A 13,694-nucleotide genomic window follows, 5' to 3' on the forward strand; every position below is an offset into this window, starting at 1 on the left:
AAACCGACACAGGTGGACTGGTAGAGCATACCAAGGCGCTTGAGAGAACTATGCTGAAGGAACTCGGCAAAATGCTCCCGTAAGTTCGCGAGAAGGGAGACCTCAGTTCGGGCAACCGGATTGGGGTGGCACAGACCAGGGGGTGGCGACTGTTTATCAAAAACACAGGGCTCTGCGAAGCCGCAAGGCGACGTATAGGGTCTGACGCCTGCCCGGTGCTGGAAGGTTAAGAGGAGGTGTGCAAGCACCGAATTGAAGCCCCAGTAAACGGCGGCCGTAACTATAACGGTCCTAAGGTAGCGAAATTCCTTGTCGGGTAAGTTCCGACCTGCACGAATGGCGTAACGACTTCCCCGCTGTCTCCAGCATAGACTCAGTGAAATTGAATTCCCCGTGAAGATGCGGGGTTCCTGCGGTCAGACGGAAAGACCCCGTGCACCTTTACTACAGCTTCACACTGGTATTCGTCACGACATGTGTAGGATAGGTGGTAGACGTCGAAGCAAGGGCGCCAGCTCTTGTGGAGTCACCCTTGAAATACCACCCTTGTCGTCATGGATATCTAACCGCGGTACAACAATATCCGGGACCGTGTGTGGCGGGTAGTTTGACTGGGGCGGTCGCCTCCCAAATGGTAACGGAGGCGCGCGAAGGTGGGCTCAGAGCGGTCGGAAATCGCTCGTTGAGTGCAATGGCATAAGCCTGCCTGACTGCGAGACTGACAAGTCGAGCAGAGACGAAAGTCGGCCATAGTGATCCGGTGGTCCCTCGTGGAAGGGCCATCGCTCAACGGATAAAAGGTACGCCGGGGATAACAGGCTGATGATGCCCAAGAGTCCATATCGACGGCATTGTTTGGCACCTCGATGTCGACTCATCACATCCTGGGGCTGGAGCAGGTCCCAAGGGTTTGGCTGTTCGCCAATTAAAGTGGTACGTGAGTTGGGTTCAGAACGTCGCGAGACAGTTCGGTCCCTATCTGCCGTGGGTGTAGGAGAATTGAGAGGATCTGTCCCTAGTACGAGAGGACCGGGATGGACGTACCTCTGGTGGACCTGTTGTGGCGCCAGCCGCATTGCAGGGTAGCTATGTACGGAAGGGATAACCGCTGAAAGCATCTAAGCGGGAAACCCACCTCAAAACGAGTTCTCCCTGAAGAGCCGTGGAAGACCACCACGTCGATAGGAAGCGTGTGGAAGTGCAGCAATGCATGAAGCTTAGCTTTACTAATAGCTCGTTCGGCTTGATTGCTCTCATTAATCAATGCTTATCTTGAAGCCAAAGGCTTCAATCTGATCGGTTTTGTTCTCACGGACGTACCGGCCCTGCCGGGCCTGTCCTGCGAACCACGCGGCCTGACCGGCCGGCGCGCACTTGCGCTTGCGGAGCAAAGCTCCGGAACGTGCCAGAACCAGGTCATCGATATTTAAGAAAAGACCAGTGTTCTCAAAGCCTTCTGGCTCCTGACCCGAAAGGGAAAAGAGCCCGGACCTTAAGGTCCGCAAGGCCGACCGGCCGCCGCGCGCTCGCGCGCCCCGTCCGGAGGTTAGGGCCAAAGGCCCGCTCAACCGTGAGGACACAAGTCAAACCAGTTTTACGTCGTAAAACTGCGCTTCGCCGGCCTGGTGGCCCCAGCGGGGAGCCCCCACCCGATCCCATCCCGAACTCGGCCGTGAAACTCCCCAGCGCCAATGGTACTGCATCTTAAGGTGTGGGAGAGTAGGTCGCCGCCAGGCCTGCTAATCGCAGTTTGTGTCTCAACGATGAAACTTCTTGCCGGTAAAAACCGGAAACCAGCACCTCATAGCGAAACGCACCAGGGTGCCGGCACCATGGAGCAGCCCCGTTTGCCCGCAGAACCGCAAGGTTCGAGGACAAACAAAGTAAAAATGCCGGGCTGAAATCTGGACGCTGATAAGCCCCGGAACCACGGTGATACTGAAATAACGCGGGATGGAGCAGCCCGGTAGCTCGTCAGGCTCATAACCTGAAGGTCGCAGGTTCAAATCCTGCTCCCGCAACCAAATTCGACAACAGCCTCATCCCGAAAGGGCTGAGGCTGTTGTCGTATTCGGCCGTGGGATACAGGCGAAAACCTCTCAGGGCCCCTTCAAGGTGAGCAAAAGCTCACCGCACAAGGGCAAAAAAGACTAATCCTGCTCCCGCAACCAAATCAAAAAAAAGCCCGTCCACTAAATGCGGCGGGCTTTTTGACGTTCAGAGCCAAATCAACCTCGCGAAACTATCGACCTCAACCCTGCTCCCTGAAAGTCAGGGCTGTTTTTGTTTGGGCCTCCCGCCTCCGCAAACACAGACAGGATCTGCGCTAGGTCACCGTGAATGGTCACCGAAAGCTGGTCAATGTATTGTTCGGGCGCCAGACCGATCCTTGTGACAAGAGACTGGTGTCAATCGGCATTGAATGTTGACCCCCTATCGGCTTCCAAAACTGACCCCTTGTTTGTGAGAAACTGGACCGATGCTGCGTAGTCTCCATTTAACGCAGCAGTTTCGGGCCAGCGGTGAATTGGTTTTCAGACCCGGTTTTTGAAGGGCAAGCTCTCGTTTCCGGTCTCGACGATTTCACAGTGGTGGGTGAGCCGGTCGAGAAGAGCGGACGTCATCTTCGCGTCACCGAAGACGCTTGGCCATTCGCCAAAATACCAGGTTGGTGGTGACGATGATCGATGTGCGTTGATAGAGTTTGCTGATCAGATGGAACAGGAGCTGTCCGACTGTCTGGGCGAATTGCAGGTAGCCCAGTTCGTCGAGGATCAGGAAATTGCGACGGGCGATGACGTGCTCCCACGATTGGCCTCGTTTATAAGTTAGCCCTGTTCACGGTTGGAGTGCTACCCAACGTGCCCCCAGGAAGGGCTAGAGTTTTCCGGACCAAATCAGGAACACGGGCTGGCTGCGTGTTCTGATTTCATGAGATCCACCGGCACTTTGTTGCCGATGGCACCGTGAGGTCTGTGTTCATTGTAGTCCTTGCGCCAATCCTCCAACTTTTCGGTCGCATCCGCAAGGCTCAGGAACCAGTGTGCATTCAGGCACTCCGCCCTGAAACGGCCGTTGAAGGCCTCAATGAAGGCGTTGTCCGTCGGTTTCCCAGGCCTGGAGAAGTCAAGCGTGACGCCCCTTCTATAGGCCCACAGATCGAGATCCCGAGAGATGAACTCGGAGCCCTGATCGACCCGGATCGTCTTCGGATAGCCAATCCGGGTGCAGACAGTTTCCAGCGTTCTCACCACATCCTCGCCACGGTAACTGAAGCGCGGATCAAGCGCCGGCACATAGCGGGAGAACGTGTCGATCACCGTCAGAACGCGGATCTTCCGACCGGTTGCGAGCTGATCATGCACGAAATCCATGGCCCAGACATCATTCGGACCCACGGCTTCCTGGCGATCTTCCCGAAGCTTCGCCTTCACTCGGCGCTTGGGATGCTTGTTCCTCAGTTGCAGGCCCAACTCGTTGTAGATCCGCCGTGTTTTCTTCATGTTGATCACCCAGCCTTCCCGAAGCAGCAATACATGCACCCGCCGGTAACCGAACCGGACGCGCGTCTGGCAAATCTCCCTGATACGCTGTTCCAAAGCGGCCTGGCCGGGCCGACGGGATCTGTAACGGTAGGTCGTCGGGTCAAGCCGGATCACCGCGCACGCACGGCGAATGGACACCGACCAGTCCGACCGCATCTCGTCGACCAGCGTTCTCTTCCGGGCAGGCCTCAGAGCTTTCGTTTGACAATGTCCTGAAGCATCTCCTTGTCGAGCGACAGGTCCGCGACGATCTTCTTCAGCCGGGCATTCTCCTGCTCAAGCTCCCGAAGACGCTTCATCTCCGACGGCATCAAACCCGCGTATTTCTTCCGCCAGTTGAAATAGGTCGCCTGGCTGATGCCAGCTTCACGGCAGATCTCCGCAACCGGAACACCTTCTTCCCCACGCTTGACGATGAACGCCTTCTGCGCATCAGAAAACTTCGATGCCTTCATCAATTCCGCTCCTTCCTCAGCCAGGAAAATCGTCGCGGAAAACTCTAACCCAAATCGAGGGAATTTAGCGGGGGCACATCACGGTGTTGGAGTGCTAGCCGTCTTTGGATCGTCCCGGGCCGGAATTTCCCGAGGGTGTCGTACCGGTCGAAATTTGCAGCTGGCTCGCAATTGAGCCGCAGGGCATCCGGTGTCGTGATTTTCACAGGGGCTTCCGGTTCCCGGCGCCGGGCCAGGATGTTCAAGACGACGCCAGCGGAGTGGACACCGTTCGATAGCGCCTCGGCACAGGCTGCGGTCACGGCGTCCAAACCGTCTGTCAGAACGGCACCAAGAATATCGACCATCTGGCGATCACCGCCGGCTTGCCGTTCCAATTTGCGCTGAACGCGCCGCAAGGCCGGAGGCAACTTCCATTCCTTGAACGGCGCCCCATTGCGCAAAGCTCCGGGCTTGCGTGCCAAAACAGGGATTTGATGCAGGGGATTGTAGACTGTATTGTCGAGCCCGAATGCACGCACATGTTTGCCGACAAAGCTTCCGTCCTGCCAGCATTCGAGCCGGTCGGCATAGGCCCGGATCTTGACGGGCCGCCCGGCAGCGCGGGCCTCTACCGAGTAACGGTTCTTCTCGAACCGGACGAGACATGTCTTTGACACCGAAGCCGGCACGGCATGGAACCCGTCAAAGGGACCTGCATAGGGCACAAGGCTGGGGCGTTCCGTCTCGAAGATATCCAAGACCGTCTTGTTCCGGATCTCCGGATGCGGATGGGCTTTGGCCCAGGCGATACAGCGATCCAGGAGCCAGGCGTTGAGTTCGGCATAGCTCTTGAACTTCGGCCGGGGAAGGAAGAAGCGCCGGCGGAGCACGCCCACCTGGTTCTTCACTTGCCCTTTCTCCAAGCCCGAAGCCAGCTTACAGGCCACTGGATCGACCAGATAATGTCCGCACATCTGAAGGAAGCAGCGATTGTAGTCACGGCCCTTTCCCACGAAGATCGCATCCACCGCTGTCTTCATATTGTCGTAGATGCCTCGCGCACAGGCGCCGCCGAAAAGGTAAAGGCCTTGTCATGGGCGTAGAACACCATCTCCTGCGTTTCGCGGGGATACGCCTGGATGAACGGCATCCGGTTGTGACACAGGCGAACGTGGGCCACCTTGATCGTCATCGTGATCCGGTTGATGAAGGCAATTTCGTGGCTCCAGCCGAACTGGTACGCTTCACCGGGATCGAAGCTGAGCGGCACATAGGCATCCGCGGAAGCTTCCCGCATCGACTTGGACCAGCGCGCGGCGGCATCATATCCACCGTCATAGCCGCGCCCGCGCAATTGCTCATAAATCCGCACGAGTGTCAGACGTCCCCGCTTGGGACGGTTTGCGTTCTCGCCGAGCATGTCATCGACATCGGATTGCCACGGGCCGATCTTCGGGCGCGGCTGAACGGACCGGTCATAGCTGAATTCTGTCGATCCGGAGCGGATGACTTTCCTCACCGTGTTCCGGGAGACCCGAAAATCGCAGCAAATCTGTTTGATCGACTTTCCTTCCTTAAAATATGCCCGTCGGATCTTCGCAATCGTCTCCACAACCAACATCCCTGAAAATGCTCCCTGAAAATCAGGTTGCAAAAAAACAAATTTGGCAGGGGTCAGTTTTGGATGCCGATAACCACTAAAACACGGTCAATGTTGCAGGCCGTCTCACAGCAAAATAGGTCAATTTCTATTTCAGGTTCGAAGAAGCGATGGTTTCATGTGCGCATAACTTGAAGACCGCTATGGTTGCCGACCGCTTAACGCTACCCTATAAAGTGTTGCTGGCAGGTGAATGGGACTGCGCCGATGCCCGACTCAAAAAAGCGTTCGATCAAGCAATCAATTCGATTGTTCGATAGCATTTCTGAATTTGACGACAATCAATTTGAAAGAATTTGCCAGATCTTTCAAGTAGACCCAGGCGAGACGGTTCTAAAAAAAAATGACGTTTCCTCTGATGTGTTTCTTATTCTGAACGGTACCGTATCGGTCTGTGATTATTCAATCGATGGAAAAGAAGTTACCTATTTTGAGATCAGCGAAGGCGGGATCTTCGGAGAGTTTGCAGCGATTGATGGTGGGCCACGCTCCGCTTCAATCGAAGCTAAGACCGAAGCCTTGATCGCGCGCATGTCTGGGCAGGATTTTCGCGCGTTGATTGCCTCAAGTGGAACCTTCGGCCTGCGCGTCGCGGAGCATTTGGTGACGAAAACCAGGGCACTTAGCCGGCGTATCTTCGAGTTTAGCGCGCTGTCTGTCCGCCAACGGCTGTATGCGGAAATCCTTCGTCTATGCGAGGACAAATCCGATTACGAAGGAATATGCGAACTTTCACCTGCACCCTCGCATTATGAACTTGCCACACGGATCGCAACGCATCGAGAGGCCGTTACAAAGGAACTGAACCGTTTGGTCGCGATCGGCTTAGCCAAGCTCGAACGAAGAAGCATCACGATCAAGGATGTTTCGAAGTTGCGACGCATGCTGGCCGAGAATGACACTGGTTAGTTGTCTTCTTCGGAAACGCCAATGCGTGCATCAATTGAGAATTAGGTCGATTCAAGTGGCATCTCGAAAAAATATTGATTGTCTGTGGTAATTGCCACTGTAGCATGTCGTGTATTGCGCAATTCTGTTCCGGCGATGAAGACCTTATTCAAAACCGTTGTTAAATTTGATGCTACCCCTTCGCTGTATTCAGAAGGAAAATGCAGAAGATGCGGTCAAGCCAGGTGTGGTCATCATCGTGATATAGCAGCGGACGTTCGCCCCCCGCAAAGACGTGCTCAACCAAAACGATATAAACCTACAAATTTCGGCTCTTTTAAGCTAATCTCAAGTTGTCATAATTGTTTTTGCGCGCGGGGGGCCGATGTTGTCGCAAAACGACGGCCGGTGTCGGCTGTGATTTTGAAAAAAGAAACAAGTATCCCCTACCAGGTGATTGGCACTCGTTCCGTCCTGATCATCGACCTTGTTGAGTCTGTTCGCTTGATCGAGGAGAAGGAACGGGAAGCAGTCGAGCGGTGGGTCAAGTTCGCGGACCACGTTCAAGCCGATATTTTGCCGAACTGTTCCGGCCGCTTGAAGAAGCGGCTTGGCGACGGTCTTCTGATTGATTTTGATCAACCGCGAGATGCCTTGGTCGCCGCTTTGGCCATTCGGGCCGCATGCATAGAGGACAACCGGGACAAACAGGCTTCCGACCATTTCCTCTTGCGAATGGGGATCGATGTCGCGAATACATTCGAAGACGATTATGATTTATACGGCCATGGCGTAAATCGCGCCGCGCGGCTAATGACCCTCGCATCCCCCGGTGACATCCTCATTTCCGCCGACGCCCGAAACCAGGCAATTGCAGAGCTTGACGCCGGTTTCGAAGACCTCGGTGAATGCTATCTGAAACACATAAAGGAACCCGTACGCACTTACCGTGTTCACCCGATCGGAGAGGTTCGCGCAGCCGCCGGTCCCAGTGCATCCGTCGCGCTGAACCCGACACTTGCTGTCCTGCCCCTGGCTCCACGCCAGCCGACGCCGGACCAACTTGTTCTTGGCCAGATTCTTTCGGATGAGTTGATCCAGATCTTTTCAACCTCACAGAACTTGAATGTGATTTCCCATTTGTCCACCTCCGCGTTCACGGGACGCGTGATAGATTTGGCTGAAGTCAGGAAGCAATTTTCAGCTGATTTCATCCTGTCGGGGCGTTTTTTTCGGGACGGCGACAAAATTGAACTTTTTGTTGAACTCAGTGACACTGAAAACGGCATGGTTGTCTGGTCCGACTCGGTTCACGATCGTATTGGCAGCCTTTATGGTGCCGATCGTGCCCTGATTTCCTCGATCGTGTCCGGAACCTGCAACGCTATCACTCTGGCTGAGTTGAAACGTGCCCGCAGCCTTCCCCTCCCCAACCTTCAAATTCATTCCCTGCTGATGGCCGCGGTTGCGCTCATGCACCGCATGTCCCGGCACGACTTTCAACGCTCCTTCGAGATGCTTGAAGAAGTTGTTCACCGGGCGGGACGACAATCGGTTCCACACGCTTGGATGGCCAAGTGGCATGTACTGAGAACACAGCAGGGCTGGAGTGAAAGGGCCGACCAGGACGCCTACAATGCCCGCGTGTCGGCGGAACGTGCCCTTGAGGCCGATCCCGACAGTTCCCTGGCGCTCACGATCGACGGGCTGGTTCAAACGCATATTCTAAAAGATCATCACACTGCAACCGAGAGGTATCAGTCGGCGGTCAAGGCCAACCCCAACAACTCCCTGGCCTGGCTTCTAAAAGGTACCGATCATGCCTTTACGGGCGACGGTGTAACGGCCGTCGCCGATACACAAAGGGCCATCCAGCTCTCGCCGCTCGATCCGCACCGCTACTACTACGATACACTCGCGGCAACCGCCTATTTGGCTGACCACCAGTTTCAACAGGCGCTTGAATTTGCGGACCGGTCCCTGCGCGCAAACCGGTTTCATACATCGTCCCTTCGCGCCAAAGCCATCGCGTGCTGGCAGCTCGGACAGCGGGACGAGGCGCGGCGTGTCGGCAGGACACTCATGGACATGGAGCCCAATCTGACGATCAGGGCCTGGAAAGCCAGGACCCCGAGTATCGGACATGCGATCTGCGATGAATGGGCCTACACGCTGAAGAAGGTCGGCGTGCCTGAATGAATTTGTTCGTTTGTGATTTTTGAAAGGGCAGAAAAAATGGCTATTCGGTCTGGTGTTAGCGGTGTCTCCGGTGTCTCCGGTGTTTCGGGCGTTTCCGGCGTCTCGGGGGTATCGGGCGTCTCAGGCGTCTCCGGTGTGTCGGGTGTTTCAGGTGTCTCCGGGGTTTCAGGCGTTGCCGGCATTACAGGCATTGCCGGAGAGTTTTACGGGATTACTGAAACAAATGCGCTTTTGACCAACCGCGACGGTATAGTCGGAAATTGGCTAGGAGCGCCCACCGCTCAACAAGGACCGCTGAAACACGATAGTAACGACAATCTGAAATTGCTCGGAACCACGGAACGCGCTGCAATAATAGATTTCGAACTGAATTCTCGCCTAGCTTTCGTCTCTGGCAAACCGGCGATTGGCGTTCCGCCCACAATGACATTGTACCATTTGTTCGTCGACATGACCCCGGGCGGTGCACCGGCAAATATCGCTTGGCACAAGCTGGTGGAAATGTCCCGACCGACGCAAGAGGTTTTTCTGGACCAGCTCCGGTATCTTCAGACCTATGCAGAATTACGTCCGGATCGGGGCGCCGAAATCATCGCTCAGCTAGGGGTTCCAAATGCCTTTTTCAGCTCTATTGCTCCGTTTAGTTTTGCGACCAAACCCAAGACGGTTGAGCTCATCTACGCAGCCTTGAGGATGTCGTATGTCGTCGAGATGCGCTTCAAGCATGCTCTCGCCTGCCGTCGGGCACACGAGTATTCGCCTCAGGTTCAGCCGATGATCCCGCCACCTCTGCACGGCTCCTTGCCGAGCGGCCATGCAACAGAGGCTTTTCTGTTCGCTTTGATCATGTCGCATCTTGTTGCTGGGACCAAAGGAAACGCCTCGGAAGAAGAGCGCTGGGTTGAACAATTCGCTCGTCAGGCAGCCAGGATCGCCATAAACAGAACGGTTGCGGGCGTACATTATCCCGTCGATAGCGTTGCCGGCTGCCTCCTTGGCCTGACTTTGGGAGAATATTTTGTGGGCCTGTGCACAGGACTTGTAAGCTACCGCAAGCTAAGTTTTATCGGTAACAATTTTCCGGTCGAAGGCGACGCAGATTTCAACTGGACGCGCTACTTCAATCCAAAAGCCAGGAGGATGGAACTCGATCCTGGCCTGCAATACGCTGAGATTTCTCCGCATTCCGAGCAAGCTCCATCAGAATTTGGCGATACCTCTTCCATTTTGAGTTGGCTTTGGAAAGAAGCGCGCGAGGAATGGAAGGACGAAACTGAACAGGCTTAACGTAGGTGGTTGGTCTGACCGTCAAGCATATCGTCTCGCCAGCCTAGTTTTCACCTTTTTACCAGATGAGATCGCCATGTCCCTGACCTGGAGCCATGAGTATTTTGACCAGAAGTACGACGATGCTTATGCCGATTGGCTCAGCTACGTCTCCCGAAATTTTCCGACGCAAGAAGAAGATTACATCGTTCCTGCTGTCTGGTTTGGGAGACCCGGTTTTCGAAATAACTTTGAAGAAATTTTCTTTCCTGCTGGGGGGGGCGGCAAGGCCGAGGATCGCGATATACCGCCTTACGTGGCGGAGTTATTCTTAGATGCCCCGCCACAATTTTCTGGTGAAGAAGTTGTTCCAACACATTTCCCATTAAAAGAGTGGCGTCAGCTTGTGGATGGTCCCAATAGTCCTTTGAAGAACAGTTTAGTAGAACAAGTCATCGTCGGCAGACCAGTGCCTGCAGACTCTGTGATTTACCGCGGAACAGAGCTTGAGATACAGGAGCTGGCCTATTCTGATGATGAAGCAGATGAAATACCCGTAATCGTCGGAATAATTGATGAAGGTTTGGCTTTTGCAAATGAACGCTTCAGAAACGGTCCAACCGATACACGTGTAGAGTTTGCCTGGCTGCAAGGTGGAAGAAGCGTTTCCGGCGGTGTTTACGGTTTCAATCGGGGTTTCGAACTAACCAAATGGGATCGAACGATAGAGGGAAAGACAGTTCCGGGAATCGATAGTCTGTTGAAACTGTGCCGAAAAGGAGATCTCGTCGACGAAGACTTGTTTTATGCCCTGGCCGGCGTTGCGGATTTTGGCCGATTGCATCACAAGGCAGCCGCATGGCGTGTTTCCCACGGTACACACGTAATGGATCTTGCCGCTGGTTACGACATGGGAGAAGATAAAAAAAAGCGACATATTATCAGTGTTCAACTCCCCTCTGCTATCGTTGCAGAAACGTCTGGGCTCGGACTTGAAACTGAACTCGTGAATGCCGTTGGATATATTTTTCATCGGGCATACGCCATCCGAAAACGCTACGGTTACGACAAGGTGCCCCCTATCGTCATCAATTTCAGTTCTGGAATACGCGCGGGACCTCACGACGGAAGTTCCAGTATTGAGCAGTATCTTGATCGCATTCTAAATTATTGGCGTGATAACCATTCACAAGTCCAATTTGTTTTACCTGCCGGAAACAGTTTTCAGGCTCGTTCCCATGCCTGTTTTTCCTTCAACAACCCCTCCGTTCCGCCCGGTCAGAGTATCGACAAGGTCGACTGGCATGTCCCGCCGGACGATCGAACTTCCAGCTATATTGAATTATGGCTGCCTCAAGATCTGTGTCCGGAGGAAAGCAAGAAAATCAGCGTCACGATCTGTGCCCCGAGCAGCACGGTTTCAAGTTGTGAGCTTGTCGCGGACCGCAACAACCCAGGACAGGCGTCGATTGCTCTGAGGGAAAGCGAAGTGGACGAAGGCCTTGTTTGTAAGGCTTATTTCCAGCAAAGGTCTGACTCGAAGCGGACGCACAACAATAGAGACGAAGAGTCTAAGATGCGCGGACGTTACCTGATTGCGCTTGTTCCGACCTCGTTCCACAGCAGCAAGGCAGCCTTGGCCGGAGCCGGTGTATGGTCCATTTCGGTTAAATATACTGGCGTAGAGGCGCTGGAGCTGCATGGCTGGATACATTGGGATGATGCACCGATCAGCTACAGTCGGTTCGGGCGCCAGTCCTTCTTTGAAGACCCGCACTATCGGAAATTTTCAGACAGCGGTGAATATCAGGAAGTTGACCACGAACTCTCTGCCATCCGCAGGACAGGGACGATCAGTGCAATAGCAACTGGCAATGAAGTTCGAGTCGTCGGAGGATACAGGATTTCGGATGGTCGGATTGCCACATATTCTTCCGCCGACTTCAAGGGTCACGAGGACCTTCCCAATTATCTGGCACCCAGTGAAACTTCAAAAACCAATCTGGGCTTGATCGCAGCCGGTTCTCGGAGCGGGTCGGCAGTTCCTCTCAATGGAACCAGCGTAGCAGCTCCGCAAATAACACGTCTTATTGCTGACCTGATGGCCTGCGGTGAAGACGATGATGCAATTGTTGACTTACTGCGAGACAAGGCTGTTAAGGACGACATTGACATTGAGCATAGCGGACGACGAAGAACCCCCCCCGGTACAACGCCTAAATTGAGCAAAGAACGGAAGGGCGCGGGCCGGCTGAAACTGCCTGAGTCCCGTCCTTCGAATAGTTTGCGCGGTGACTTCGGCACCTAAGCCGTTTGCCGGTACCTGAAGCCAGGTGTCGTGTCCGTTGGAAGCGACGGCGACGGTGAGGTTGTCGTCTGCTGGATACTTTACTCCAACCGCGCCTTTGTTCTGTGAGCCTAACCAAAAATCACCGGGAGAGACAATTGATCAACGTTCACGGAACGACAGAACTCACGGTTCCTGCCCTGAACGAGAGGGAATATTCGCACGGAGAACTCGGCGCAAGGATAATCACCTTTCACGTGGAGACGACGGGCGGACCGGAAAATGACGTCGAGGTGATCTCCACTATCATGCCGCGTCGTCCCTCCATCGTTCTCATCCAACCAGGTCTCATCGACAGGCAGCCGGTTTCGATTCCCGACAAGCTGGTCACGATGATGGGCAACATCTGGAACGGTGGTTTCCAGTTCAAATATCGGCGTGTAGATTGCGCCGAGGACCCCGAGGTCACGTATCGGTTCGATTTTCTCGTGATCGATTAAAAAAGGCGAGCGTGCCGATGCCTTCAGGACCCAATCGCGTCGAGTCTTTTCAAACCGCATGCCCAACCAATTCGTCCATGCGGCCGAGCGGGGTCAACTTCGTACGTTTTTCTGGAAGGAAAGTTGTATTTCCGTTCGCTTCCGGTGCCGGCACATCACTTGAGATGCAATTGCCGTGAACGTTGGGCCGGTGCGAGCCGGTAAAATGTGAACGTCAGGCACCTGAGGACCGGTCAAAGTTGGCAGGCTGCCTGACGTCGTAGCGACTTAAATGTTCGTTTTCGGCTCAATGCCGTGTCTGTGCAGGCCACCTGTAGCCCAGAAGCCGGCCTTTCGGATAGGAAGACAGGTTCACGGAATTGTTCTGATTTCCTCCCAGGGTCAGGTAATGGTTCCCTTCCTCGCGCACGAAGAAACCGACGTGGCCGGACGTCGGGCCTCGGGATGAGGAGAACACAACGATACACCCCTTCTGCGGGTGTGCCAGGCCGGCGCCCCATTGAAGCCACGATCGCGCGGCGGCGCTCTTTGTGCCTGCAAGACCGGCCTGTTCCACGCACCAGTTTACAAATGAAGAGCACCAGGGCACTTCATCCGCGCGCGCCTTGAGTGTCGTTGTGCTGTGATACTCAATGATGCGCGGGTTATGGTCATCTCCCGAGAATTCGGTCGTGTTCAGTTCTTCAAGCGCAATTCTGTACCAGTGAGGATCTTCGCCAGAATGCACAGGCAGCGCCGAAGCCCCGTTGACGCCGCTGTCGGGCACATTCAGTTGTTGTCCTGCGAAAATCAGGTTCGGATCGCTGATGTGTGTGTTCAACGCCAGCAGTTCAGGCAATGAACAGTTGTATTGATTTGCAATCGCCATCATCGTGTCGCCAGGCTGAATAATATGAATTCCAGTCATTATTT

General features: G+C 54.5%; 7 protein-coding genes, 1 tRNA gene, 2 rRNA genes and 2 pseudogenes (1 of these 12 running past the window's edge). 8 read left to right on the top strand and 4 right to left on the bottom strand.

From position 1 onward, the window contains the following. The 3 genes from O6760_RS10495 to O6760_RS10505 all read left to right on the top strand — a co-directional run. A 23S ribosomal RNA gene (locus tag O6760_RS10495) occupies positions 1 to 1,251 on the top strand (it extends 1,473 nt beyond the left edge of the window). 370 nt (positions 1,252 to 1,621) lie between these two features. Beyond that, positions 1,622 to 1,736 (top strand): 5S ribosomal RNA (gene rrf / locus O6760_RS10500). Between the two features lie 211 nt (positions 1,737 to 1,947). Beyond that, positions 1,948 to 2,024: transfer RNA gene (locus tag O6760_RS10505), tRNA-Met, on the top strand. Between the two features lie 510 nt (positions 2,025 to 2,534). Here the strand turns inward: O6760_RS10505 and O6760_RS10510 are convergent. The 3 genes and pseudogenes from O6760_RS10510 to istA all read right to left on the bottom strand — a co-directional run. Next, positions 2,535 to 2,784 (bottom strand): annotated as a pseudogene (locus tag O6760_RS10510) (ATP-binding protein); the annotation flags it as partial. A gap of 113 nt (positions 2,785 to 2,897) precedes the next feature. Beyond that, a protein-coding gene (locus O6760_RS10515) for an IS3 family transposase (protein ID WP_269581172.1) occupies positions 2,898 to 4,000 on the bottom strand; the annotation gives its coding sequence in 2 pieces (ribosomal slippage) (positions 2,898 to 3,739 and positions 3,739 to 4,000; 1,104 coding nt in all). 44 nt (positions 4,001 to 4,044) lie between these two features. Next, a pseudogene (gene istA / locus O6760_RS10520) lies at positions 4,045 to 5,603 on the bottom strand (IS21 family transposase). 246 nt (positions 5,604 to 5,849) lie between these two features. Between istA and O6760_RS10525 the strand changes: the two are divergent. The 5 genes from O6760_RS10525 (at position 5,850) to O6760_RS10545 (ending at position 12,782) form a co-directional block, all read left to right on the top strand. Next, complete coding sequence (locus O6760_RS10525; RefSeq protein WP_269585323.1) at positions 5,850 to 6,551, top strand: Crp/Fnr family transcriptional regulator; 702 nt, start codon at positions 5,850 to 5,852, stop codon at positions 6,549 to 6,551. A gap of 396 nt (positions 6,552 to 6,947) precedes the next feature. Next, a complete protein-coding gene (locus tag O6760_RS10530) occupies positions 6,948 to 8,729 on the top strand; it encodes an adenylate/guanylate cyclase domain-containing protein (RefSeq protein WP_269585324.1) in 1,782 nt (593 codons plus the stop codon). A gap of 36 nt (positions 8,730 to 8,765) precedes the next feature. Then, positions 8,766 to 10,016, top strand: a complete 1,251-nt coding sequence (locus O6760_RS10535) for a phosphatase PAP2 family protein (RefSeq protein ID WP_269585325.1) — start codon at positions 8,766 to 8,768, stop codon at positions 10,014 to 10,016. Positions 10,017 to 10,092: 76 nt separating this feature from the next. Next, positions 10,093 to 12,303: a hypothetical protein gene (locus O6760_RS10540; protein ID WP_269585326.1), complete on the top strand. Its 2,211-nt coding sequence runs from the start codon at positions 10,093 to 10,095 to the stop codon at positions 12,301 to 12,303. A 137-nt stretch (positions 12,304 to 12,440) separates the two neighbouring features. Next, complete coding sequence (locus tag O6760_RS10545) at positions 12,441 to 12,782, top strand: hypothetical protein (RefSeq protein WP_269585327.1); 342 nt, start codon at positions 12,441 to 12,443, stop codon at positions 12,780 to 12,782. Positions 12,783 to 13,068: 286 nt separating this feature from the next. On the opposite strand, the gene O6760_RS10550 is transcribed toward O6760_RS10545, so the two are convergent. Continuing rightward, positions 13,069 to 13,689 carry a TIGR02594 family protein gene (locus O6760_RS10550; protein ID WP_269585328.1) on the bottom strand — a complete coding sequence of 207 codons (621 nt, stop codon included), beginning with the start codon at positions 13,687 to 13,689 and terminating at the stop codon, positions 13,069 to 13,071. Between the last annotated feature and the right edge of the window lie 5 nt (positions 13,690 to 13,694).

Source organism: Roseibium sp. Sym1 (assembly GCF_027359675.1).
GTDB lineage: Bacteria > Pseudomonadota > Alphaproteobacteria > Rhizobiales > Stappiaceae > Roseibium.

Coding starts and splice junctions, on each gene's coding strand:
- O6760_RS10525 (WP_269585323.1), top strand. CDS start 5,850: ATGCCCGACTCAAAAAAGCGTTCGATCAAGCAATCAATTCGATTGTTC.
- O6760_RS10535 (WP_269585325.1), top strand. CDS start 8,766: ATGGCTATTCGGTCTGGTGTTAGCGGTGTCTCCGGTGTCTCCGGTGTT.
- O6760_RS10550 (WP_269585328.1), bottom strand. CDS start 13,689: ATGACTGGAATTCATATTATTCAGCCTGGCGACACGATGATGGCGATT.
- O6760_RS10540 (WP_269585326.1), top strand. CDS start 10,093: ATGTCCCTGACCTGGAGCCATGAGTATTTTGACCAGAAGTACGACGAT.